This window comes from Chromatiales bacterium 21-64-14 (assembly GCA_002255365.1).
Lineage (GTDB): Bacteria > Pseudomonadota > Gammaproteobacteria > 21-64-14 > 21-64-14 > 21-64-14.
This window is the reverse complement of sequence record NCBI01000006.1, coordinates 127,067-151,191: the sequence shown is the minus strand read 5'-3', so window position 1 is coordinate 151,191 and position 24,125 is coordinate 127,067. Positions and strand designations below refer to the sequence as shown.

The following is a 24,125-nucleotide window of genomic DNA, read 5'->3' as shown; positions in this document are numbered from 1 at the left end:
ATCTTGCGCACCTCGTCCTTGAACAGCTCGCGCAGGGGTTCCACCAGTTTGAGCTTCATGCGCTCCGGCAACCCGCCCACGTTGTGATGGGACTTGATGACGTGGGCCTTGCCAGACGCGGCACCCGCCGATTCGATCACGTCCGGGTAGATGGTGCCCTGGGCGAGCCAGCGGATGTCACGCAGCCGGGCGGCCTCCTCCTCGAAGATCTCGATGAACATCCCGCCGATGACTTTGCGTTTGCGCTCGGGCTCATCAACGCCCTCCAGCGCAGTCAGGAAGCGCGCCTGCGCATCCACGCGCGTGACGCATACGCCCATGTGTTCGGCGAAGGTCGCCATCACCTGGTCGCCCTCGTGCAGGCGCAGCAGGCCGTTGTCGACGAACACGCAGGTAAGCCGCTCGCCGATGGCGCGGTGCAGCAACGCGGCCACCACCGAGGAGTCGACGCCCCCCGACAGCGCCAGCAACACTTTCTCGTCGCCCACCTGCTCGCGCACCCGGCGCAGGGTGTCTTCGATGATCTGCGCGGGCGTCCACAGTGATCCGCAGCCGCAGATCTCGTGCACGAAGCGCCCGAGAATGCGCGCGCCCTGCCGCGTGTGGGTGACTTCGGGATGGAACTGCAGGCCGTAGAAGCCGCGCTCGTCGTCCGCGATACCGGCCAGCGGCGCACTATCGGTAGAAGCGATGACCTTGAAGCCCGGCGGCACCCGGGAGACCCGGTCGCCGTGACTCATCCACACGTCCAGCAGCCCATGGCCCTCGGGACTGGCGTGGTCCTCGATATCGAGCAGCAGGCGCGAGTGACCACGTGCGCGCACCTGGGCATAGCCGAATTCCCGATGCCCGGAGGGTTCCACCGCGCCGCCCAATTGCGCCGCCATGGCCTGCATGCCGTAGCAGATACCGAGCACCGGCACGCCAAGTTCAAAGACTCCGGGCGGCACCCGCGGGGTCTGCTCTTCGGTCACCGATTCGGGGCCACCGGATAATACTATGCCGCGCGGGTGAAAGCCGGTGATCGCGTCGCCGGCGGCGTCATAGGGGACGATCTCGCAGTACACGCCGGCCTCACGGACACGACGCGCGATGAGCTGCGTGTACTGGGAACCGAAGTCGAGAATCAGTATCCGGTCGGCGTGGATATCAGACATGGTCGGGGATGCCGAATGCGCAGTGGTTGATGAACGATACCGGTCGGTGGCCATCCGGCCATGGGTACGCGGGGAGCGGGGCCGCCGCGCGGCCCGCATCAATCGGCCCGGTAGTTGGGCGCCTCTTTGGTGATCGCCACGTCATGCACGTGGCTCTCGCGCACTCCGGCGTTGGTGATCCGCACAAACTCGGCGCGGGTGCGCATCTCCTCGATACTGGCGCAGCCCACGTAGCCCATGCCCGCGCGCACGCCGCCCAGGATCTGGTGGATGATCGCCACCAAGCTGCCCTTGTAAGGAACGCGGCCCTCGATGCCTTCCGGCACCAGCTTCTCCACATCGTCGACGCCATCCTGAAAATAGCGGTCGCTGGAACCCTGACGGCCAGTCATGGCGCCGAGCGAACCCATGCCGCGGTAGGATTTGTAGGAACGCCCCTGGTAGAGCTCCACCTCGCCTGGGGCCTCTTCGGTGCCGGCGAACAGCGATCCGATCATCACCGAGTAGGCCCCCGCGGCCAGGGCCTTGGCCACATCGCCGGAATAGCGGATGCCACCGTCGGCGATCAACGGCACGCCCTGCTTGCGCAGTGCCTCCGCCACGTTCGCCACCGCCGTGACCTGGGGGACGCCGACTCCGGCCACCACCCGGGTGGTGCAGATCGAGCCGGGCCCGATACCCACCTTGACGCCGTCCGCCCCGGCCTTTACCAGGGCCTCGGCGCCGGCCGCGGTGGCGATGTTGCCGCCGATCACCTGCACGGTGGGGTGGTGCTGCTTGATCCAGCTCACCCGGTCCAGCACCCCTTGAGAATGGCCGTGGGCGGTATCCACCACGATCACATCGACACCGGCGGCCACCAGCGCCTCCACGCGCTCCTCGGTGCCCGCGCCCACGCCCACCGCCGCGCCCACCCGCAGCCGGCCCTGCTCATCCTTGCACGCACTGGGATAGTCCTTGGCTTTTTGAATGTCCTTCACGGTAATCAGGCCGCGGAGCTGAAAGCGCCCATTCACCACCAGCACCTTCTCGATGCGGTGCTTGTGCAGCAGGCCCACGACCTCTCCCTTGTCCGCGCCCTCCTTGACGGTCACCAGCCGCTCCCGGGGCGTCATGATATTCGCCACCGGGTCGCCGAGCCGGGTCTCGAAGCGCAGGTCGCGGCTGGTGACGATCCCCACCAGGGCGTCGCCGTTCTCCACCACCGGGACCCCGGAGATATTGTGGGCATGGGTCAGTTCCAGGACTTGCCGGATGGTGGTCTCAGGGGTCACCGTGATCGGCTCCTTGATCACGCCGCTCTCGAATTTCTTGACGCGCCGCACCTGGTCCCCTTGCTGCTCCGGCGTCATGTTCTTGTGGATGATGCCGATGCCGCCCTCCTGAGCGAGGGCGATGGCCAGACGGCCTTCGGTTACGGTGTCCATGGCCGCAGACACCACCGGGATGTTGAGCCGGATCTCGCGGGTCAGCCAAGTCCCCAGCACCGCATCCCGGGGCAGGATCGTGGAATGCGCCGGCACCAGCAGGACGTCGTCAAAAGTAAGGGCTTCCTCGGCGATGCGCATGGCGGGCGGGATCCCAGGGTTCAGGGCGGAGTGAGGTTAATGCGCCATTATAGAGACTCCACACGGGCGGGTAAACGTGCCCCTGCGGCGTGCGTCTGCCCCAGCCCCAGCGGGCTTTTGTCTCCCGGCCGCCCGGGGTTTATCATCCGTTCATGTTGAGCACCCCCACCTGCCCGCCGGATCTGCGGCCCCGGCGGGACGTCTATACGATATCCAGGCTTAACCGGGAAGCCCGCGCCCTGCTGGAGGGTGGTTTGCCCCTGTTGTGGGTGGAGGCGGAGATCTCAAATCTATCCCGCCCCGGCTCCGGCCACCTGTATTTCACCCTCAAGGACGCGAATGCGCAGGTGCGCTGCGCCATGTTCCGTACCCACAACCGGCATCTGGGATTCGAGCCCGAGGACGGCCTGCAGGTGCTGGTGCGCGCTCGGGTCGGCCTGTACGAGGCGCGTGGTGACTTCCAGCTCATCGTGGAACACATGGAAGAGGCCGGAGACGGCGCCCTGCGCCGCGCTTTCGAAATCCTCAAACAACGCCTCGCGGCGCAGGGGCTGTTCGACAGCGCCCGCAAGCGCGCCTTACCGGCGCTGCCGCGGCGCATCGGCGTGATCACCTCTCCCACGGGCGCGGCGATCCGCGACATCCTGAGCGTGCTGCGCCGACGCTTCCCGGCCATTGCGGTACTGTTGTATCCGGTCGCGGTGCAGGGTGCCAGCGCTACCGGAGAGATCACCGCGGCACTGCGCCTCGCCTCCCAGCGCCGGGACTGCGACGTGCTGATCCTGGCTCGGGGCGGCGGCTCCCTGGAGGACCTCTGGTCGTTCAACGACGAGGGGGTGGCACGCGCCATCTATGACTGCGCGATTCCGGTGGTCAGCGGCATCGGCCACGAGATTGACTTCACCATCGCGGACTTCGTGGCGGATCAGCGCGCGCCGACGCCGTCCGGGGCGGCGGAGCTGGCAAGCCCCGACGCCCAGGAGTGGAGCCAGCGGCTGGAACAACAGTGCGGGCGCATACACCGCGCCCTCGCCGTGCGCCTGGCACGCCCCGCCGAGGCCCTGCGCGGGCTAATCCACCGGCTGCGCGCGCAGCACCCGGGACAACGGCTCCGGCAGCGGACCCAGCGCCTCGATGACCTGGACCAGCGGCTGCGAGCCATATTCCGAGGCGGGCTGCAGGTACGCCGCTCCGGCGTGGCGGAATGGACTGCGCGCTTGCACCGACACCGGCCCACGCCGCGGGTGCGCCAGCTCGAGGGTGCCTGCGGCCATCTGGCCCACCGACTGCGCGCGGGTCTCGCCCGGAGCGTGGAGCGGCGTCACGACCGGGTCGCGGAACTCGCCCACGCCTTGGACGCGGTGAGCCCGCTCGCCACACTAGGGCGCGGCTACGCCATCCTGCGGCGGTTGCCGCGCGGCGCGGTGCTGCGCAGCGCTACCGACACCAGCCCCGGGGACCGGGTGGAAGCGCGCCTTGCCCGCGGGCAATTGGTGTGCCGGGTGGAAGAGGTCCAGGCCCCGCCTCTGGATGATCCGGAGGCATGAGCCGGGTGCGGTCATCAGGGTGGCGCGGGCCGGTGACCGGGCTGGTACTGGGAACGCTGCTGGGCGCGCCGGCCCTGGGCCACGCGGCACGGTTGCCGCGCTCCGCGCCGGTGCCGGGCGGCATCCTGGTAACCCCTCTGGGGGTGGCACACATTCCGCCGCGGGTGGAATACAACGGTCACCGGGTGCTGGTGGTGGGCACCAACGGGCGTTGGTACGCGGTGACGGGGATCGCCCTGAACGCCCAGCCGGGAAGCGCAGGGACACTGGTGATCTACGAGCCGGGGCACGCGCGGACCGTGCGCTTCCGGATCCACGCGCACGACTACCCGGTGCAACGCATCACGCTCAAGAACGCCCAGATGGTAACCCCCACCCCGGCACAGCTCCAGCGCATCACCCGCGAGACGGACCGGATTCATTCCGATCTGCGCGATTGGCAGCCCAGCGCCCGGGTCGATCTGGCGTTCCGCGCGCCCCTGGACGGCGTCCTCACCAGCCCGTTCGGCGTACGCCGGATCCTCAACGGCAAGCCTCGGCAAGCCCACAGCGGGGTCGACATCGCCGCGCCCCAGGGCACTCCGATCCGCGCACCGGCCGCGGGAGTAGTGCTGGACCGGGGTGATTACTACTTCAACGGCAAGACCGTGTTCATCAACCACGGCCGCGGGTTGGTAACGATGTATTGCCACCTGAGCGCGATCAACGTGCACCGCGGCGAGACCGTCAAGGCCGGTCAGGTGATCGGCATGGTGGGCGCAACCGGCCGGGTCACCGGCCCCAATCTCCACTGGGGTGTCAGCCTCAACGGTTCCCTGGTAAACCCGCTGCTATTCCTGTCCCAACCGGCGGTGGCCGCGCTGCGCAAGGGGGACTGAAACGCACGACGCTTACCTCCGCACGCGCGGTCCAAACCCGTCGAAACCTTGTTGGACCCAACCACGAACGCGCGGAGACCTCGTATTTTGGTCCGCGGGTTCCGCCGCTATTTCTCTACGATACGGGCCATTGGTAGGTGTCATTCGGGAGCGGCGTGTACATCACCCAGCGCCCGGAAGAACCGCCTCAACGCTGCTTCTTGCGCCCGGCCGCCCCGGAACCACCGGGCTTGTAGGGGTTCTCCCCTTCCCGGAACTCGAGGCGCACCGGTGTGCCTTCCAATTCCAGTGCGACACGGAAGGTGTTAGCGAGATAGCGCCGGTAGGTCTCCGGCAAGTGCCGGGTACGGGTACCGTGGATCACCACCGTGGGGGGATTGACCCCGCCGGGATGGGCATAGCGCAATTTGGCCACGCGCCCATTCACCAGGGGCGGGGTATGGGCACGCACCGCCTTCTCCAGAATCCGGGTCAGTTGCGGCGTCGACAGCTTGCGGGTAGCGGCGTCATAGACGCGGCCCACACTGTCGAACAAATCCCCCACACCGGTGCCGTGCAGCGCGGAGATCAGGCGCACCGGGGCATAGTCCACGAAGCTGAGCTTCAAATCCAGCTCGCGACGCGCGCGGTCGCGCTGGTCCTGACTCAGGCCGTCCCATTTGTTCACCGCCACCACCAGGGCACGTCCGCCCTCCAGGATGAAACCGAGCAGCGCCGCGTCCTGATGCCCGATGCCCTCCCGGGCGTCCACTACCAGGATCACTACATGGGCCCGCTCGATCGCCTGCAGGGTCTTCACGGCGCTGAACTTCTCCACCATCTCCGTGACGCGGCCGCGGCGCCGCAGCCCGGCGGTGTCGATCAGGGTATAACGCCGCCCGGCACGCTCGAACGGGATGAACACACTATCCCGGGTGGTGCCGGGCAAATCGAAGGTGACCACCCGCTCCTCGCCGAGCAGGCGGTTGACCAGCGTGGACTTGCCCGCGTTCGGCCGGCCCACCACCGCGACCCGCACGCCATCGTCCGCGGATTCCGGCTCCTCGGCGGTGGCCGGAAATGCGGCGTACACCGCCTCCATCAGCGCATCGAGCCCACGCCCGTGGGCCGCTGCGATGGGATAGGTATCACCCAGGCCAAGACGGTGGAACTCGGCGCAGGCCACCGCCGGATCCAGCCCCTCGGTCTTGTTCACCCCCAGAAAGATCGGCCGGGCGCTGCGGCGCAACTGCATGGCGATGGCCTCATCGTCCGGGGTTAGGCCCGCACGCCCGTCCACCAGGAACACTACCGCCTGGGCCTCCTGCACCGCGTGCAGGGTCTGCTGGATCACCAGCCCTTCAAGCCCCGCCGCGCCGTCGGTGAGGCCGCCGGTGTCGACCACCAAGTAGGCTCGCTCACCCACGCGCCCCACACCGTAGATCCGGTCGCGGGTCAGCCCCGGCTGATCCGCGACCAGTGCATCCCGGCTCCGGGTAAGCTGATTGAAGAGCGTGGACTTGCCGACGTTGGGACGTCCGACCAATACCAGGGTGGGCAACATGGGTGTAACACCGCCTGTCGTGCGGGTGGCATGCCCCAGGGGCGTTGGCGCATTCACAGGACCGTGGGGACCGTGGGCACAGTCGCGGCCCACTCCCATGATCCGCTTACGGAGTGGCGCCGGCAATCCGATACGCGGCCAGTTCTCCATCACGGGTCAACACGTACAAGGTGTTGCCGTGTACCAACGGCGGGCTGAGGATCCCGGAACTGTCCACCCGGATGCGGGCCACGAACCGTCCATCGGCGCGATCCATCCAGTGAAGATAGCCCTCAATATCCCCCACCACCACGTATTGGCCATCGAACGGTACCGGCGCCGTCACGCCTCGGTAACGGAGCTTGGTCTGGCGCCATACCGTGGCGCCGGAAGACCGGTCCAGGGCCCACACCCGCCCCTCATCATCGGTAACAAATACCCGGCTGGTATCCACCCCCAACCCTGCGTAGGAAGGCACATCACGCTCCCAGGCGATCTGCCCAGAAGTGATATCGATGGCCGCCACCCGCCCCTGGTAAGCGGCCACATAGACCATACCCCCCATCGCCTGCAACTGGCCATCCACGTCCACCATCCGTTCCAGCTCGGAACTGCCCCGCGCGACCGCCACCGTGGCCTGCCACAGCGGAGCGCCGTCGCGGATCCGGATCGCCTCCAGGATACCGTTGGCCAACCCACACAGAGCGACCCCCGAGACCAGCACTGGTGAACTGGCGCCGCGCAAGATCAGCAGCGGGATGGTGTGATCCACCACCCACACCTGGTGACCGTCGGATGCGTCCAGACCGAACACGTTCCCGTCATTGCTGCTGACCACCACCACGCCGCGCGCGGCGCGCGGCGCTGACAGGACTTCACTGGACACCTGCGCGCGCCATTTAACCTTGCCGTCGTTCGCCTGCAAGGCCAGGACGCGTCCGTCCCGGGCACCTAGCAGCAGCAGACCATCGCCGCCACCCACGCCGCCGGTCAGCGGGGTATCGGTATCGGTCTTCCAGAGGCGTTTGCCGGTATCGGCATCGTAGGCATAGACACGTCCCTTGTGGTCCGCCGCGTAGATCCGCCCGTCGCTCACCAACGGGGCGAGCAGCAGGTGGCGGTGATCGGTTCCGGAGCCGGCGTCCCGGGACCAGACGCGCTTGAGGATCAGTGTCGGCTTGAACTTGGTCAGGGGCGAGGGCGGCATGTTGTTGTCCTTGGAGCCGAACAGGCTGCATCCGGACAACAGAGCGGTGACCAGCACCAATGGAAGAACCGCCCTCATGGCTGTTTCGGCGCCGGGTGCGCCTCCGAGCCCAGACTACCCACCTTCATCTCCAACAGCGCGCGTTCCTCGGGGGCCGCGTCCGGCCCCAGCTCCTTCAAGGCCTGCTGGTAGGCTGCGTGCGCCTTGCCGGAATCCTTCTGGGCCATATACAGGTCCCCTCGCAACTGATCGTACGACGCCGCGAACCCTCCCGGCTGCACGTCACGGATCACGTTCCAGGCAGCCTGGGGCTGGCCCTCCGAGAGCAGCACCCGCGCCAACCGCAAGCGCGCCACCGCGCGGATCACCCGGTCACCCGCGTGGTCCACCGCCCATTTCAACCGAGCCTGCGCCGCCTTGAGATCGCCCTTCTCCACGTCCAGCCGTGCCAGCGTAAACGCCGCCAGGGGCGCATAAGGCGTAGTGGCGAAATCAGCGATGATCTGTGCCGCCCACTGGCGTGCCTGATCATCCTTGGCCGCCGCCACCGCCACCGACATCTGCGCATACTCCATGGAGGCCTGCCCCGCGCGGACATGGTGATAGCTCTGCCACGCGCGCCAACCGAACAGCACGCCGAGGCCGAGGATCACCCCCACCACGACCGCCTTGCCGTTCCCGCGCCACCAGCTGCGCAGGGCCTCGATCTGTTCTTTTTCGGATGCGTAGGGATCCATACCGTTCTATCAGCCTTCCCGTAGGACCGTGTGGGCGCAATCGGCGCGGCGGCGATGCGCGCCTTAAGGCGCGACCGGCCCCGGCGTCGACCCGGGAGTATAAAGGGTTTTGGCGAGATAATCCGCCAGGGCCGACTGGGACAGAACGGACTGCTCGCCCTCCTCGCGCAAGGGTTTCACCGTGACCCGCCCGGCACGGACCTCTTCGTCCCCAAGCACCAGCGCCAGACGTGCGCCGCTGCGATCCGCGCGCTTGAACTGACTCTTGAAACTGCCGCCCCCGCAGTGCGTCACCAGACGCAGCCCGGGCAAGGCATCCCGCAGCCGCTCGGCCAACAGCAGTCCCGCGCGCGCAGCGGCCGCGCCCACCACGACCAGGTACACGTCGGGGTGGTCCTCCACGGCACCCTCCGGCCCGTCGTCCGGCAGCAGGGACACCAGCCGTTCCAACCCTATGGCGAACCCCACCGCTGGAGTCGCGCGTCCGCCAAGCTGTTCAACGAGACCGTCGTAGCGTCCGCCCGCGCACACGGTACCCTGGGCGCCCAGACGGTCGGTAATCCACTCGAATACCGTGCGGTTGTAGTAATCCAGACCACGCACCAGACGCGGGTTGAGAACGAAGGGGACCTCGGCCTCTGTTAAATGTGCCTGCAGCGCTTCGAAGTGGGCGCGGCACTCGGGGGAGAGGCAGTCGGCGAGCCGCGGTGCGCCGGCGATCACCGCCTCCATCCGGGGGTTCTTGCTGTCCAGAATGCGTAGCGGATTGGCGTGCAGCCGGCGCCGGCTGTCCTCGTCCAGCTCGCCCACCCGGCCCTCGAAATAGGCCACCAGCCGCTCCCGGTACACGGCACGCTCGGCGCTGCCGCCCAGGCTGTTGAGTTCCAGGTGCACGTCCCGGATACCGAGGCTCCGCCACAAACGCGCGCCCACGAGAATCAGCTCCGCGTCGACGTCCGGGCCCGGCATTCCGTAGGCCTCGACACCGACTTGGTGGAACTGCCGGTAACGTCCCTTCTGGGGCCGTTCGTGGCGGAACATGGCGCCGCTGTACCACAGACGCTGGCCCGGGTGGGTAAACAAGCCGTGCTGGATGCCGGCGCGCACGCAACCGGCGGTGCCCTCCGGGCGCAGCGTGAGACTCTCCCCGTTGCGGTCCTCGAAGCTGTACATCTCCTTCTCAACAATATCGGTGACTTCCCCGATGGAGCGCCGGAACAATTCCGTTTTCTCCAGCAATGGAAGCCGCAACTCCTGATAACCGTAGGCCCCCAAGACCCGGCGCACGGTCTCTTCGAGACGGGCCCATCGGGGGCTCTCGTCCGGCAGAAGATCATGCATGCCGCGGACCACCTGCAGGGTGTTGGACAATGGCGGATTCCCGAAACGGTGAGTTTTTTGCGCGTGCCGGTCAGCGCCGCGTGTTGGGACGCGGCGGCGACGGAACGGCGGCGGGGACGGTAAAGTGCTCCACCTGTCCGATACGCCGTGGCGGCAACGTCACGTCGTGGCCGTCCAGGGCCAGCCGGACGCCGGCGGCGTTACCCAACACTATATGGAACGGCGCCACCCCGTTTAGCCGCCGCACCGCGCCCGCATGCAGCAGATCGTAAACCAACCGCCGGCCCCTTGCATCCCGCACCTCCACCCACGAGTCCTCGACGCAGCGGATCACAAGCTGGTCGGGACCGGCCGCAGCGGGGGTGGACACCTGGGTGCGCGGTTGGGTGCGCGGTGGGGTAGCCGCGGACACCGCCGGCGCGCGGATCGCGGCCCCCCCTTGCGGCAACTGTGTCGTCGGCTGGGGCCCTGGCACGGATGGGATCGATGGAACCGGTGGAACCGATGGGGGCACGACACGCGCCGGGGCCGATGCAGGACCGGGCGGCGACGCGGCGGGCGATGTGGCCGGAGCGGAGCGTGTCAGTGTCGGGGCGGGAGCGGGACGCAGGTGCGGTTCCCGGCGCACCCACCACCCCGCAAACGCCAGCAGCAGCGCCAGAACCCCGAACAGCCCATACAAACCACGGCGCGGCGTCCGCCGGCCCATCTGCTCCGGCGATGGGGTCTCCTCGGGCGCTACTGGAGGGGCTTCTACCGGAAGGGTGTGGCGATATTCAGCCACCACCACGTCCGGCGCCAGACCCAGGGTCTTCGCGTAGGTGCGCAAATAGCCCTGGACATAGGTCGACGGCAGCGAGCCGTAGTCGTCCCGCTCCAGTGCTTCCAGGATCGAGGCCGGCAGGTGCAGGCCGGAGGCCGCGCGGTCCAGCTCCAGGCCCTTGGCTTCCCGGGCGCGACGCAACCGTGCTCCGAGCCCGGGTGGCGGCAGGGCGCCGCTGCGATCCTGTGGCTCAGTGTCCGGGTGCTGGTCCATTCGACCGGGATTCAAGGAACTGACGGGTCTGGTCCGAATCTGGGAATTTGGATTTCAGTAGCAATGCGTAGCTGGCCACCGCGTTGCGGTCGCCCAGCACCCGTTCGATCTGGATCCCGGCCCACAGGCTGTCGGCGGTGGGGGGTGCCACTGCTTGATACCGTTCCAGATAGCCGCGCGCGTTCAGGTATTGTTTCTGGCGATAGCTCAGTTTCGCCATTTCGAGCAGGGCCGGGGCGTATTTCGGATCCCGTTGCAGGGCCAGACGCAGGTACCTCGCCGCCTTGACGTCATCGCGGGCCTTCACGGCGCAAAAGCCCCAGTTGAAATACGCCCGTTCCGGGTTGGTGTACAACGGGTTGTTCAGTGCCGCCTGAAAATGGCGCTCCGCCTCCTCAATCCGGCCGCGCCGGCACAGAAAGGCCCCATAGTTGTTCTGGGCGTCGGAATCCTTGGGCTCGAGCTCCACCGCCCTGCGGAAGTGGCGGCCGGCCTTGTCATATTCCCCCAATTGCTGGTACAGCACTGCGATCGCATTGTGGGCCAGGGCCAAATCCGGATCCTGGCGCAGGGCCTTTTTCAGCGCGTCGAGGGCAAGCGAGGGCTTGTTGTCCTGCATGTAGGCGATGCCGAGCTGCGTATTGATCGCTGCCGGCTTGCTCTCGTTACCCGATAGCTGACGGAAGTCCGATGAAGAATGACCAGCCCATGATCCCAGAGTATCCCCCGGAAGCGATCGATTTCCGCGCGACCGGAACGCCGGTACTGGGTGTCCGGAAACGGGTTGAAAGGAATCAGGTTGACCTTGGCGGGAAAGCCAGCGAGCAGGCGTGCCAGGGCTTGGGCGTGGGCCGAAGAATCGTTGACCCCTTCTAACATCACGTATTCGAAAGTCACCCGGCGATGGGGTTGGTCTTTCACATAACGCCGGCAGGCTGCAAGCAGTTCCCGGATCGGATACTTGCGGTTGAGGGGTACCAGTGCGTCACGCAGGGTGTCGTCCGGGGCGTGCAGAGAGACGGCCAAGCTCACGTCGGATACCTCGCGCAAGGCGTCGATCATCGGCACCAGCCCCGCAGTACTCAGGGTAATCCTGCGCTTGGATAAGCCATAGGCGTAATCGTCCAGCATCACCCGCAAGGCCGGGACCACGTTGTCGAAGTTGAGCAGCGGTTCACCCATGCCCATGAGCACCACGTTGGTCACGGTGCGCGCGGCGCCCGCCGGACGGTCCAAGCTGCGCTCCGCCAGCCATACCTGGCCAACGATTTCCGCGGTAGTCAGGTTGCGGCTGAAGCCCTGGCGCGCGGTGGAACAGAAGCTGCAGTTGAGAGAGCAACCCACCTGGCTGGAGATGCACAGGGTGGCACGATCTGGCTCCGGAATGAACACCGTCTCGACGGCGTTGCCGTCGGCAAGACGCAACAGCCACTTGCGGGTGCCGTCGGACGAAGGCTGCTCCGTGACTACTTCCGGCGCGCGCACCTCGCAACGGGCCGCGAGTTCGGCGCGCAGCGCCTTGCTCATATCGGTCATGGCCGCGAAGTCGGTGACGCCACGCTGGTGGATCCACTGCATGACCTGGGACGCGCGGAACGCCCGCTCACCCAGGGAGGCGAAGAACGCCTCCAGCGCGGCGCGATCCAGGCCCAGCAGGTTCACCCTGCCGGTGGACTCCGACACCCCGTTCTGCGTCACCACGCGCATTCCCGTCCCACCGCGCCGCGCACCCTCAGCGGGTGCGGGAACAAATCCCAATGTCCGGAAAAAAGAACCCGATCTCGGCCTGCGCGGTACCGGGGCTATCGGAGCCATGCACCGCGTTTTCTTCGAGGCTATTGGCCAGATCGGCACGAATGGTACCGGGCGCCGCCTGGTGGGGATCCGTGGCACCCATTAACTCGCGGTGCTTCAACACCGCGTTCTCCCCCTCGAGGACCTGGGCCATAACCGGCCCGGAGGTCATGTACGCCACCAGGTCATCGAAGAACGACCGCTCCCGATGCACCGCGTAGAAACGCTGTGCCTGATCGCGGTTCAGATGCAGCATCCGCGCCGCAACGATGCGCAGCCCGGCTCGTTCAAACCGCTGATAGATCTCCCCGATGAGATTGCGGGCCACCGCGTCGGGCTTGATCATGGACAAGGTGCGTTCGAAGGGCATGGGTCACTCCGTGGTCTGGACCGGCGGAAATCACAAAAACCCGCGTCTGGGCGCGAGTTTACCGGAACCGGAACCCGGGCCCATTATAGGTCCTGATGGTAAGTCCTGGAAGCCCGGGAAGAATCCACCCCCAGGCAGCGGAACGGGGTTCTCGCGATACTCCCGCGGCGGGCGTCAGACGTTGAAGCTCTCGCCGCAGCCGCATTCGTCCTTGACGTTGGGGTTTCGGAACCGGAAGTTCTCGTTGAGACCGTCCCGGGTGTAGTCCAATACGGTCCCGTCCAACGTCGGCAGGCTGGCGTGGTCCACTATCACCTGCACGCCGTGCTCCTCGAACACCGTGTCGCCGTCCCCGACCTCGTCGGCGTAGTCCATCTGGTAGGCGTAGCCGGAACAACCGGACTTACGCACACCCAGGCGCAGGCCCAGACCCTTGCCCCGTTTATCGAGCAACTGCTGGATCCGGCCGGCCGCCGCTTCCGTCAATGTAATCGCCATCACCGTCACCTCGGAATTCCACGGTGCCCACGCTTGCGGAGCACGCGCGGGCACGCTGATCTCGATCACTACAAGGTAAGGCCGATCGGCCCCGGATACAACCCACCGGATCAGCCCCCTGAACGAGCCGTGGGCCACTCCGCCGGACGCAACCGGTCCCACACTGCCGCCAGGGCGCTCAACAGGGCATCGACGTCCGCCGCGGTGCTGTCGCGGCCAAAACTGACCCGGACCGCGCAGTGGGCAAGCTCCGCCGGCACCCCCATCGCCACGAGCACATGGCTCGGTTCCGCCCGCCCGGTGTGGCAAGCGGAGCCGCTGGAGACCGCGACGCCGCGCCGATCGAGTTCCAGCAGCAGGGTCTCCCCAGCGATCCCGGGTAGGGCGAACTGCACGGTATTGGGCAGACGCTCCGCCCCCTGCCCGAAGACCACCGCCTGCCGCCACTCCGCCAAACCCCGTTCCAACTGATCCCGCAAACCCCGCAGGTGGACACCGTAGGTCTCCAGTCCCGCGCCGGCCAAAGCCGCCGCCGCGCCGAAGCCCACGATCCCAACCACGTTCTCGGTGCCGCCGCGCAGGCCATGCTCCTGGCCACCGCCCTCCAGCAACGGAGCCAAATCCACAGTGCGGTCCACCACCAGGGCACCCACCCCGACAGGGCCCCCGATCTTGTGCGCGGACAAGCTCATCAGGTGCACACCGCTGGCGGCGAAGTCCACCGGCACCTTGCCAGCCGCCTGCACCGCGTCGGTATGCATCCATGCCCCCGCTTCCCGAACCAACGCCGCGAGCGGGGCAAGCGCCTGGAGCACCCCGGTCTCGTTGTTGGCGCTCATCACCGAGACCAAGCGGGTAGTCCCGGTCAGCACCTGGCGCACGGCCGCGGGGACGATCCGGCCCGCGGCGTCCGGGGCAATGGGATCTATCCCCCAGCCACGGCGACCGAGGGTATTGGCAGGAGCCAGCACCGAGGCGTGTTCCACCTCGCTGACCGCGATCCGACCGGACTCGAGCGTGGCCGCGGCGCCCTTCAACGCCAAGTTGTTGGCCTCTGTGCCACCGCTGGTGAAGACCACCTGCTCGGGCTGGGCACCCACCAGGGCGGCCACTTGCGCTCGCGCCTGATCCAGGGCGGCCCGCGCGGCGCGCCCGAAGCGGTGGGCGCTGGAAGGGTTGCCCGGGGGCCCGGTCAAGTAGGGTCCCATGGCCTCGGCGACCCGCGGGTCCAGGGGCGTGGTCGCGTTGTAGTCCAGATAAACCGCCATCCGAGAGGAGGAACCGCCGGTGGGCCCGGCATTCATGGAGACGGGATGTCCTGCGCAAACGGTCCCAGCGCCACGCGGCTTCCCTGCTCCCGCTGCAGGGTATCCTGCCGTGCCGCGACCTCGGCCACCTCCGTGCGCGCCATGAGCTGCTCAAAGCTGACATGGCTGAGGAAGGTGTAAATCTGCTCGCTGAGGTCCACCCAAAGATCGTGGGTCAAACAACGCTGGTTGTTCTGACAATTAGACAATCCGCCACAGCGCGTACTGTCCACGTTCTCGTCCACTGCGGTGATCACATCCGCCACCGCGATGCCCGCGGCATCGCGGCCCAACTGATACCCGCCGCCGGGACCGCGCACACTACGCACCAAACCCGTGCGGCGCAGCCGGGAAAACAACTGCTCGAGATAGGAGAGCGAGATCCCCTGGCGTTCCGCGATCTCGGCCAGGGTAACCGGTTGGGTCCGTGCATGGATGGCGAGATCCAGCATCGCAGTAACCGCGTACCGGCCCTTGGTGGTAAGTCGCATAGCACCGCCCCATGCCGCTTGCGCCAACAACGGCCTTTACATGCCAAAAGTAGACCATACCCATGTAAAATGATCAACTATTAAATCCCGCAATAATCCTACATTTGATCAGGAATTATCGCGCATATTCCTGGGTACGCGCCAAATCCGGCTATTTCAGACGCTCACCCTCGGTCCAGTCCCCGTCCTCCGGCGGCTTCTCTTTTTGCGCCGCAGGCCCGGAACCAATCTCACAGGGCCCCAGGTCCGGCAGACGCACGTCGCTGAGTTCGGAGCCCAGGGACTTCAGTGCGTCACACATGGTCTCCATCTTCTTGTCCATGGCCTGGATGTGATCCAACATGCTGTGGATGGCACGGGCCACCGGGTCCGGCATGTCCCGCGTGGTGCCGTAGGAATCGAACCCGATGCGCTGGGCGAAGGCCTGCCGGTCGGCGTCCCGCCCGCTGTCCACCGCCCGCACCACATGGCCGGGCACCCCCACCACCGTGGCGCCCGCAGGAACGTCCTTGACCACTACCGCGTTCGAACCGATGCGCGCCCCGTCCCCGATCCGGATCGGACCCAGCACCTTGGCTCCGGCACCCACGACCACGTCGCGCCCCAGGGTCGGGTGACGCTTGCCCTTCTCCCAGCGGGTTCCGCCCAGGGTCACCCCGTGGTACAGGGTACAGTCCGTGCCGATCTCCGCGGTCTCCCCGATCACCACGCCCATTCCATGGTCGATGAAGAAACGCCGCCCGATCTGCGCGGCGGGATGGATCTCGATGCCGGTGAGCCAACGCGACAGGGCCGATACCATGCGTGCCAGCCAGCGCAGCCGGCGATTCCAGATCCGGTGCGCGAGCCGGTGCAACATCACGGCGTGCAGCCCCGGATAGGTGGTCAGCACCTCGAAGGTGGTGCGCGCCGCGGGGTCGCGCTCAAACACGCAGCGGATATCTTCACGTAGACGTTCAAACATCGACAGCCTGGGCTCCCAGCCTCTCCGTGAGGCGATCGGCGGCAGTCCGCAGGGCGCCTGCCCTGCGGGGGCATCACGACGGTGGACGCCGCTCCTGAACCGCACTCAACATCCCGCGCAGGATCGCCAACTCATTCTCGTCCAAGCGGGCCCGGTTGAACAGGCGGCGCAGGCGCTGCATGAGGCGGCGGGGGTGGGCCGGATCCAGAAATCCGATCTCCTGCAATACCTGTTCCAGATGCTCGTAGAGCCGCTCCACATCCCTGGAGGTGGCCAGCGCCGACTCCACCTTCGGCGGCGCGACAGCCGCGTGCGCATCGCGCGCGGCCATGCGGACTTCATAAGCCAGGACCTGCACCGCAGCCGCCAGATTCAGGGAGCTGTAGTCCGGGTCCGTGGGGATCACGACCCGGCAGGTGCAACACCCCAACTCCTGATTACTCAACCCGTCCTGTTCACGACCGAAGACCACGGCCACCGCCCCGCGCGCACTCTCGGCCACCGCAGTGCACGCGGCGGTCCGCGCGTCCAGGGTAGGCAATGGCAGGCTCCGCGACCGGGCGCTGGTCCCCAGCACCAATACGCAGTCCGCCACCGCCGCCTCCAGGGTATCGAACAGCCGTGCCGTATTCAGGACCGCGTCGGCCCCGGAAGCGCGGGCGGTAGCCTCGGCGCTGGGGAAATGCTGCGGTCGTACCAGCCGCAGCCGCGACAGACCCATATTGCGCATCGCGCGGGCGGCACCTCCGATGTTGCCCGGGTGGGTGGTACCGACCAGCACGATATGGATGTCTTCCAACATGGGATCCCGCTCGCCTGCCTAGGGGCGCGCCCCCGCCCGACACGTTAGCGCCGCGCCTAAGACGGGACGCGGATTCTCTGGTATTCTGTTGCCCCCGTCGACGCGGTGAGCCTGATCGCGCGGCACCAAACCCTGGCCCTTGGACCCCAATGAATCCGGCCCTCAACATCGCCATCCGAGCGGCGCGCAGCGCTGGCAACGTGATTGTCCGCCATATCGACCGGATCGACTCGCTGTCCATCACCGCAAAGGCGCGCAACGACTTCGTCACCGAGGTCGACCGCATGGCGGAACAGGAGATCATCCGTATCCTGCGCAAGGCCTACCCGGGCCATGGCATTCTGGCGGAGGAGACCGGCATGCAAGAGGGCCGCGACACCCACGTCTGGGTGATCGATCCGCTCGACGGCACCACCAACTTTCTGCACGGTTTCCCCCAGTACGCGGTGTCCATCGCCCTCAAGGACCACGGCCGGCCGGAGCAGGCAGTGGTCTACGACCCCCTGCGCCAGGAACTGTTCGTTGCCGGGCGCGGCGAGGGCGCGCGCCTCAATGACCGGCGCATCCGCGTCACCCGCCGCGCGGGGCTCAACGGGGCGTTGCTCGGCACCGGCTTTCCGTTCAAATACCCCGAACACCTGGATGCCTACCTCGCCATGTTCCGCACCGTGCTGGGCCAAGCATCGGACGTCCGCCGCGCGGGCGCCGCTTCCCTGGACCTCGCCTACGTCGCCGCCGGGCGCCTGGACGGTTTTTGGGAAATCGGACTGAAGGAGTGGGACATGGCCGCCGGCACCTTGCTGATCCAGGAGGCCGGTGGCTTGGTCGGGGACTTCTCCGCAGGGCCTGATTATCTCACCACCGGTAACGTGATTGCCGCGCCGCCTAAGGTATTCCGCACCCTGGTCAGCGCGCTCGCCCCGCATCGCGGACCGGGGCTCCAGCGCTGACACGCCGCAGCCGCGGCACGCAACGCTATACGTGCCTCCCGTCCGAATCCCCTTGCTCCTTGCGCGCGGGCATCAGATCCGCCTTACTCACTCCCAGCCACAGGGCCAGCGGGCTCGCCACGTAGATGGATGAGAACGTCCCGATCACGATCCCGACGATCAGCGCCAGCGCGAATCCGTGTACCACTTCGCCGCCGAAAAAGAACAACGCCACCACCACCAGCATCGTGGTGCTGCTGGTCATGATGGTACGCGACAGGGTCTGATTGATGGAGGCGTTCATGATCTCCACAGGACTGCCCTTGCGCATGCGCCGGAAGTTCTCCCGGATCCGGTCGAACACCACGATGGTGTCGTTGAGCGAATACCCGATCACCGCGAGGACCGCGGCCAACACCGTCAAGTTGAAGTCGATGTGAAACAACGAAAAGAACCCAAGCGTGAACAACGTGTCGTGAACGGTAGCGAGCACCGCGCCCAGCGCAAGGCGCCATTCGAAACGCATAGCTACGTAGATCAGGATTCCGATCAGGGCATAAAGCATCGCGAGCCCGCCCTTTTCGGCCAGCTCGTGGCCCACCTGGGGACCGACGAACTCCACGCGCCGCAACTTGGGCTCTACTCCCGGCAACACGCCGCTCAGTGCCGCCATCGCCCGGGTACTCAGCTGCGCGCTGGATTCCCTGCCGTGTGGCGGGATCCGTGCCAACAAGTCCTCGGCATTGCCCAGGTGTTGCACCACCGCATCCGGGAAACCGGCCTTGGTCAGCGCTGCACGCACCCCGGTGAGCCCCACCGGCTGCGGGTAACTCACCTCCAGCAAGGTGCCGCCGGTGAAATCCAACCCCAGATTGAGCTGGCGGACCACCAGCGAGCTTAGGCTGATGGCGATCAGGATCACGGACATCACCGCCATATAGGCGCGCTTGCCCATGAAATCGATGTTGAGGTTGGCCTTGAAGAATTCCACGTCGATCGCCTGCCAATCGTGATCCGTGAGCGCCGCCCGGACTGGACGTCAGATCAGGAGCCGTTTGACCTTGCGCCCCCCATACATCAGGTTGATGACGGCCCGACTGCCCATGATCGCCGTGAACATCGAGGTCAGGATGCCGATGGAAAGGGTCACCGCGAAGCCCTTCACCGGCCCGGTACCGAAGCTGAACAGCACGATCGCCGCGATGAGCGTGGTGACGTTGGAGTCGATAATGGTCCCGAAGGCCTTATCGAAACCCGCATGAATGCTGGCCTGGGGTGTGTTGCCGTTGCGCAGCTCCTCACGGATGCGCTCATAGATCAGCACGTTGGAATCGACCGCCATACCTAGCGTCAATACGATGCCCGCGATACCCGGCATAGTCAGGGTGGCCTGCAGAATAGAGAGCAGCGCCACCACGACCACCAAGTTTAAGAGCAGCGCCAAGTTCGCCACCAGACCGAACACCCGATAGTAGGCGCTCATGAACACCAAAACCGCCAGGAAACCCATGGCGACCGCCTCGAACCCCTGCTTGATATTTTCCTTGCCAAGACTCGGACCGATGGTGGTTTCCTCGATGATCTCGATCGGCGCGGCCAGCGCCCCAGCCCGCAACAGCAACGCCAGATTGCGCGCTTCCACCGGATTGTCCAGCCCGGTGATTTGGAAACGCTTGCCGAACTGGCCGCGGATCACCGCTACATTGATGACGTTCTCAACCTTTTTCTGCACCCGTACCGGCTTGCCGTCCACCATGTTCGTGGTGACTTTGTTATCGATGAACACCACCGCCATCCGCCGGCCAATATTCTTGCGCGTCGTATTCTCCATGATACGCGCACCCTTGCCGTCCAGGGTCACGAATACCGCTGCTTGTCCGCTCTCCTGGTCCAACCCTGAGGAAGCGTCGGTGATCTGGTTGCCGGTAATAATGACTCGCTTGTACAGGAGGACCGGGCGCCCGTTGTCTCGCTCACGATAGATCCGCGAACCCGCGGGGATATGGCCGGTGGCCAAGGCATCCTCCGCGCTGTGGTTCTCATCCACCATGTGGAATGCCAGCGTCGCCGTAGCGCCCAGGATCTCCTTGGCACGCGCCGTGTCCTGCACGCCGGGCAACTCCACCACGATCCGGTCCTTGCCCTGCTGCTGAATGACCGGTTCGGCCACGCCTAGCTCGTTGATCCGGTTGCGCAGGGTGGTGATGTTCTGTTGAACCGCGAAGTTGCGGATGGTCCGCTGTTGCTGGGGACTGAGGGAGGCATGTAACTCGAACTTTGTCTGGCTCGGGACCTCAGTGACTGTCAGATCCCCCTCCTCCGCCTTGATGAGATCGCGGGCGCGGTCCCGATCACTGGCGTCGCGGAACTGTAGCCGGATCGTGTCCTTGTCCCGGGATACGTCGGTGTAGCGGATCTTCTTCCTGCGCAGCAGGGTGCGCAGGTCGCTGACGTCGCTCTCCAGGGACTGTTGAACCGCCGCGTGCGTATCCACCGACATCAGAAAATGGACACCGCCGCGCAGGTCCAGCCCCAAATACATGGGCTTGGCGTTGATATCCCGCAGCCACTTCGGGGTGGATGCGGCCAGGTTCAGGGCCACCACGTAGTCGCTGCCCACCCCAGCCGCCAAGAGACCGCGGGCGCGCAGTTGATCGTCGGTATCGTTGAACCGGATCAGCAGGCGCCCGTCGTGAAATGCCATGGACTTATAACCGATGGCGGCCTTTTTGAGCACGGCAGCCGCCTTCTCCCGCACCGGCACCCCCACCGCCACGCCTCGGGTGGACGATATCTGCACCGCCGGGTCCTGGCCGTAGATGTTGGGCAAGGCGTAGAGCGTGCCCACGAGTATGACGGCGAGAATAAGCAGGTATTTCCACAGGGGGTATTGATTGATCACGACACGCGGCCTCGGCCCGCTGACGGTAATATCATGCACGAATCCGGCGGGCAGGCCGCGTCGGACACCACACTGCGGTGCACCCGGCCGCGCCCCTCCCGTTCCAGCAGGCTGTTCATGGTCCGGGCGGGCTCCTACAGGCTCTTCAGGCTACCCTTGGGCAACACCGTCGCCACGGCATGCTTCTGGATGCGCACCTGAGTGTTGCCGGCGATCTCCACCATCACGAAGTTCTCCCCCACCTCCGTGACTTGGCCGGCGAGTCCGCCGGTGGTGACCACCTCATCCCCCTTGCTCAGGGAAGCGACCAAATTCTTGTGCTCCTTGGCGCGTTTGGCCTGAGGACGGATCAGCAGGAAATAGAAGACCACAAAGATCAAGACCAGGGGCAGAAAACTGAGCAGCGGGTCCCCGGACGACTGCGAGGCACCCTGCGCCCAGGCGTCGGTAATCAAGAGGCTCATGCCGTGTCCTGTGTGGCTGATGAAAGGGAATCGGGCTCCCGCCCATGTGTGGCCCGGGCGTGAAGGCGCCCCATTATGCCACACTCTCCGCAGCTTGCACGCGCCCGGCGTAGAAATCCCGGACGAACGCAGCCAGCCGGCCGGCCGCGATGGCTTCCCGCAGGCCCTGCAGCAGGCCCTGATAGTAATAAAGGTTGTGGATGGTATTGAGCCGCGCGCCAAGGATCTCATTGCACTGGTCCAGATGCCGCAGGTAGGCCCGGCTGTAATTCCGGCAGGTGTAACAGCCACAGGCCTCGTCCGGGGGACGCAAGTCGTTCCGGTAACGGGCATTGCGGATCCGCAAGGTGCCTTGGCCCACGAACAGGAAGCCGTTGCGCGCGTTGCGGGTAGGCAGCACGCAATCAAACAGGTCGATGCCGCGGCACACCGCGTCGACGATGTCCTCCGGCGTCCCCACTCCCATCAGGTAACGGGGGGCCGTGGCAGGCATGCGCGGCACGGTATACTCGAGGACCCCAAGGCGCTCCGCCTTGGGCTCCCCGACAGACAGGCCGCCGAGGGCATAGCCGTCGAAACCGATCTCCGTCAGGGTGGACAGCGACGCCTCCCGAAGTTCCGGATACATCCCGCCCTGCACGATCCCGAACAACGCCGCGGGATTATCGGCGTGGGCACGGCGGCTGCGCAGGGCCCAACGGGCAGACAATTCCATGGACTCGCGTGCCTGCTGTGGAGTGGCCGGGTAGGGTGTGCACTCGTCAAAGGCCATGACCACGTCGGCATCCAGCGCGCGCTGCACCGCCATGGACTCCTCGGGGCCCAAAAACACCGTCGCGCCATCCTCCGGCGAGCGGAAGGTGACTCCTTGTTCCGAGATACGCCGCATCTTCGCCAGACTGAATACCTGATAACCGCCGGAATCGGTCAGGATCGGCGCGGACCAGTTCATGAACCCGTGCAGTCCACCGTGGGCGCGTATCACCTCCAAGCCAGGCCGCAGCATCAAATGGAAGGTGTTGCCCAGGATCAACTCGTAACCCAGGCCGCGCACCTCGTCCGGCGTCATGGCCTTCACAGTGCCACGGGTTCCCACCGGCATGAACGCGGGGGTCGCAACCGCGCCTCGCGGGAACACCATGCGCCCGTGCCGGGCCGTACCGTCAGTGGCCAGAATGTCGAAATTCACGTAGTCATCCCAGGTGCCGGCGCCCGCTCAGGGCCCAGGGCCGGCGGCACAACCAGCATCGCATCGCCGTAACTGTAGAACCGGTAACAGCGCTCCACCGCGTGACGGTAGGCGTCCATCACGCGCTGATACCCGCCGAAGGCGCAGACCAGCATCAACAGGGTAGAGCCCGGTAAGTGAAAATTGGTAATCAGGGCATCCACCACTCGGAAGCGGAAACCCGGCAGGATGAATAGATCCGTTTCACCCCGCAACGGGGTCAGTTCCCCGTCGCGTGCCGCGCTCTCCAGGCTGCGCACCACCGTGGTGCCCACGGCCACCACCCGCCCGCCGGCACGCCGGGCGCGGCGCACTTTTGCGCAGACCTCATCCCCCACATCCACCTGCTCAGGGTGCATGACGTGCTCCTCCACCCGGTCCTCGCGCACCGGCTGAAAGGTGCCAGCGCCCACGTGCAGCGTCACGAACGCACTGTCCACACCGCGTTCCCGGAGACGCTCCAGTATCGGGACGTCAAAATGCAAGCCGGCGGTAGGTGCTGCGATGGCGCCCGGCCGGCATCCATAGACGGTCTGATAGCGTGCACGGTCCGCCGGTTCGTCACCGCGGCGGATGTAGGGAGGCAGCGGCACATGGCCAACCTCGTCCAGCAAGTCGGGCAGCGGTCGCGGATCGTCGAAACTCAGCCGGAACCGATCCGCCGAGCGCTCCCGGACCACCGCCGCCACGCCGCCCTCCAAGCGTAACGTATCCCCGGGCCGGAGCGCCTTGCTCGCCCGGATCCGGACCCACGCCTCCGCCGGCCCGATCACCCGGTCCACCAGCACCTCGACCCGCCCGCCGCTGGGCTTGACACCATACACACGCGCCGGGATCACTCGAGTGTCGTTGAACACGAGCAGATCACCGGGCCGCAACAGGCCGGGAAGATCGCGAAACACGCGGTCTTCCAAGGTGTCAGCGGCACCATCAAGGTGCAACAGCCGGCTGGCGCTGCGCTCATCCGAGGGCCGCTGGGCAATCAGATCCGCAGGGAGCTGATACTCGAAATCCCGCCGCAACATGGTGCGCGATGTTAGCACAGCCCTGGTGCACCGCACCGCCCAAGCGGGCGCCCGCGTCACCCGGGACCGGCCCGGCGAACGCCCCGCTTGCCCGCCTACCAATAACCCTTATACTAGTCCGTCCGACGGCCGGGATGGCGGAACTGGTAGACGCGCCGGACTCAAAATCCGGTGATGGCGACATCGTGAGAGTTCGAGTCTCTCTCCCGGCACCATCCGTGAATTCGCAATGGTGGTAACATCCACCACGGCGGTCCCAACCGGCACCCGCAGCAGCTAGCAGGTCCGCCCAACAGGATAACCGGCGTGTTCCGCACGGACCCCGGCGCCGCAGGCTCCTCGGCCCACGCGGCCCAAG

At 66.3% G+C, this 24,125-nt stretch carries 22 protein-coding genes, 1 tRNA gene and 1 pseudogene; 4 read left to right on the top strand and 20 right to left on the bottom strand.

All coding sequences use genetic code 11. The features are described from left to right. Together B7Z66_05655 and B7Z66_05650 are read right to left on the bottom strand one after the other, a co-directional pair. A partial coding sequence (locus B7Z66_05655) for a GMP synthase (glutamine-hydrolyzing) (protein ID OYV77320.1) occupies window positions 1-1,157 on the bottom strand: 1,157 nt, incomplete at its 3' end. Window positions 1,158-1,255: 98 nt separating this feature from the next. Then, complete coding sequence (locus tag B7Z66_05650) at window positions 1,256-2,725, bottom strand: IMP dehydrogenase (protein OYV77319.1); 1,470 nt, start codon at window positions 2,723-2,725, stop codon at window positions 1,256-1,258. Between the two features lie 155 nt (window positions 2,726-2,880). Between B7Z66_05650 and B7Z66_05645 the strand changes: the two genes are divergently transcribed. After that, window positions 2,881-4,272 (top strand): exodeoxyribonuclease VII large subunit, encoded by a 1,392-nt coding sequence (locus tag B7Z66_05645; protein OYV77333.1) that lies wholly within the window; start codon window positions 2,881-2,883, stop codon window positions 4,270-4,272. Further along, window positions 4,269-5,150 carry a hypothetical protein gene (locus tag B7Z66_05640; protein ID OYV77318.1) on the top strand — a complete coding sequence of 294 codons (882 nt, stop codon included), beginning with the start codon at window positions 4,269-4,271 and terminating at the stop codon, window positions 5,148-5,150. The genes B7Z66_05645 and B7Z66_05640 overlap by 4 nt, the downstream gene beginning before the upstream one ends. 187 nt (window positions 5,151-5,337) lie before the next feature. On the opposite strand, the gene B7Z66_05635 is transcribed toward B7Z66_05640, so the two are convergent. From B7Z66_05635 to B7Z66_05575, 13 genes and pseudogenes are all read right to left on the bottom strand, one after another. Further along, window positions 5,338-6,693 (bottom strand): ribosome biogenesis GTPase Der, encoded by a 1,356-nt coding sequence (locus B7Z66_05635; GenBank protein OYV77317.1) that lies wholly within the window; start codon window positions 6,691-6,693, stop codon window positions 5,338-5,340. 106 nt (window positions 6,694-6,799) lie between these two features. Beyond that, window positions 6,800-7,957: an outer membrane protein assembly factor BamB gene (locus B7Z66_05630; GenBank protein ID OYV77316.1), complete on the bottom strand. Its 1,158-nt coding sequence runs from the start codon at window positions 7,955-7,957 to the stop codon at window positions 6,800-6,802. Then, complete coding sequence (locus tag B7Z66_05625) at window positions 7,954-8,616, bottom strand: hypothetical protein (GenBank protein ID OYV77315.1); 663 nt, start codon at window positions 8,614-8,616, stop codon at window positions 7,954-7,956. The genes B7Z66_05630 and B7Z66_05625 overlap by 4 nt, the downstream gene beginning before the upstream one ends. 63 nt (window positions 8,617-8,679) lie before the next feature. After that, window positions 8,680-9,987 carry a histidine--tRNA ligase gene (locus B7Z66_05620; GenBank protein ID OYV77314.1) on the bottom strand — a complete coding sequence of 436 codons (1,308 nt, stop codon included), beginning with the start codon at window positions 9,985-9,987 and terminating at the stop codon, window positions 8,680-8,682. 40 nt (window positions 9,988-10,027) lie between these two features. Then, complete coding sequence (locus tag B7Z66_05615) at window positions 10,028-10,993, bottom strand: hypothetical protein (protein OYV77313.1); 966 nt, start codon at window positions 10,991-10,993, stop codon at window positions 10,028-10,030. Next, window positions 10,971-11,711 (bottom strand): type IV pilus biogenesis/stability protein PilW, encoded by a 741-nt coding sequence (locus B7Z66_05610; GenBank protein ID OYV77312.1) that lies wholly within the window; start codon window positions 11,709-11,711, stop codon window positions 10,971-10,973. Before B7Z66_05610 ends, B7Z66_05615 begins: the two co-directional genes overlap by 23 nt. After that, a pseudogene (locus B7Z66_05605) lies at window positions 11,711-12,700 on the bottom strand (23S rRNA (adenine(2503)-C(2))-methyltransferase). Before B7Z66_05605 ends, B7Z66_05610 begins: the two are co-directional and overlap by 1 nt. A 25-nt stretch (window positions 12,701-12,725) precedes the next feature. Continuing rightward, complete coding sequence (locus B7Z66_05600; GenBank protein OYV77311.1) at window positions 12,726-13,157, bottom strand: nucleoside-diphosphate kinase; 432 nt, start codon at window positions 13,155-13,157, stop codon at window positions 12,726-12,728. Between the two features lie 174 nt (window positions 13,158-13,331). Then, window positions 13,332-13,655, bottom strand: coding sequence for an iron-sulfur cluster assembly protein IscA (locus B7Z66_05595; protein ID OYV77332.1), 324 nt, complete (start codon window positions 13,653-13,655; stop codon window positions 13,332-13,334). 110 nt (window positions 13,656-13,765) lie between these two features. Continuing rightward, complete coding sequence (locus B7Z66_05590) at window positions 13,766-14,923, bottom strand: cysteine desulfurase (GenBank protein ID OYV77331.1); 1,158 nt, start codon at window positions 14,921-14,923, stop codon at window positions 13,766-13,768. A gap of 32 nt (window positions 14,924-14,955) precedes the next feature. Then, window positions 14,956-15,453 carry a Fe-S cluster assembly transcriptional regulator IscR gene (locus tag B7Z66_05585; protein OYV77310.1) on the bottom strand — a complete coding sequence of 166 codons (498 nt, stop codon included), beginning with the start codon at window positions 15,451-15,453 and terminating at the stop codon, window positions 14,956-14,958. 151 nt (window positions 15,454-15,604) lie between these two features. Further along, window positions 15,605-16,417, bottom strand: a complete 813-nt coding sequence (locus tag B7Z66_05580) for a serine O-acetyltransferase (GenBank protein ID OYV77309.1) — start codon at window positions 16,415-16,417, stop codon at window positions 15,605-15,607. A gap of 73 nt (window positions 16,418-16,490) precedes the next feature. Further along, window positions 16,491-17,219: a tRNA (cytosine(32)/uridine(32)-2'-O)-methyltransferase TrmJ gene (locus B7Z66_05575; protein OYV77308.1), complete on the bottom strand. Its 729-nt coding sequence runs from the start codon at window positions 17,217-17,219 to the stop codon at window positions 16,491-16,493. 149 nt (window positions 17,220-17,368) lie between these two features. On the opposite strand from B7Z66_05575, the gene B7Z66_05570 reads away from it, so the two are divergent. After that, window positions 17,369-18,169 carry an inositol monophosphatase gene (locus tag B7Z66_05570; protein OYV77307.1) on the top strand — a complete coding sequence of 267 codons (801 nt, stop codon included), beginning with the start codon at window positions 17,369-17,371 and terminating at the stop codon, window positions 18,167-18,169. 25 nt (window positions 18,170-18,194) lie between these two features. On the opposite strand, the gene B7Z66_05565 is transcribed toward B7Z66_05570, so the two are convergent. The 5 genes from B7Z66_05565 to B7Z66_05545 form a co-directional block, all read right to left on the bottom strand. Next, the gene (locus B7Z66_05565) at window positions 18,195-19,139 is read right to left on the bottom strand and encodes a protein translocase subunit SecF (protein OYV77306.1); all 945 of its coding nucleotides are present in this window, start codon (window positions 19,137-19,139) and stop codon (window positions 18,195-18,197) included. Between the two features lie 48 nt (window positions 19,140-19,187). Beyond that, window positions 19,188-21,047 (bottom strand): protein translocase subunit SecD, encoded by a 1,860-nt coding sequence (locus tag B7Z66_05560; GenBank protein OYV77330.1) that lies wholly within the window; start codon window positions 21,045-21,047, stop codon window positions 19,188-19,190. Window positions 21,048-21,184: 137 nt separating this feature from the next. Next, entirely contained in the window at window positions 21,185-21,514 is a 330-nt protein-coding gene (locus B7Z66_05555) for a preprotein translocase subunit YajC (GenBank protein OYV77305.1), read from the bottom strand. 73 nt (window positions 21,515-21,587) lie between these two features. Then, window positions 21,588-22,703 (bottom strand): tRNA guanosine(34) transglycosylase Tgt, encoded by a 1,116-nt coding sequence (locus tag B7Z66_05550; protein OYV77304.1) that lies wholly within the window; start codon window positions 22,701-22,703, stop codon window positions 21,588-21,590. Next, window positions 22,700-23,767, bottom strand: coding sequence for a tRNA preQ1(34) S-adenosylmethionine ribosyltransferase-isomerase QueA (locus tag B7Z66_05545; protein ID OYV77303.1), 1,068 nt, complete (start codon window positions 23,765-23,767; stop codon window positions 22,700-22,702). Before B7Z66_05545 ends, B7Z66_05550 begins: the two co-directional genes overlap by 4 nt. Window positions 23,768-23,895: 128 nt before the next feature. Here B7Z66_05545 and B7Z66_05540 point away from each other — a divergent pair. Beyond that, window positions 23,896-23,982 (top strand) — tRNA-Leu (locus B7Z66_05540). Window positions 23,983-24,125 lie beyond the last annotated feature (143 nt).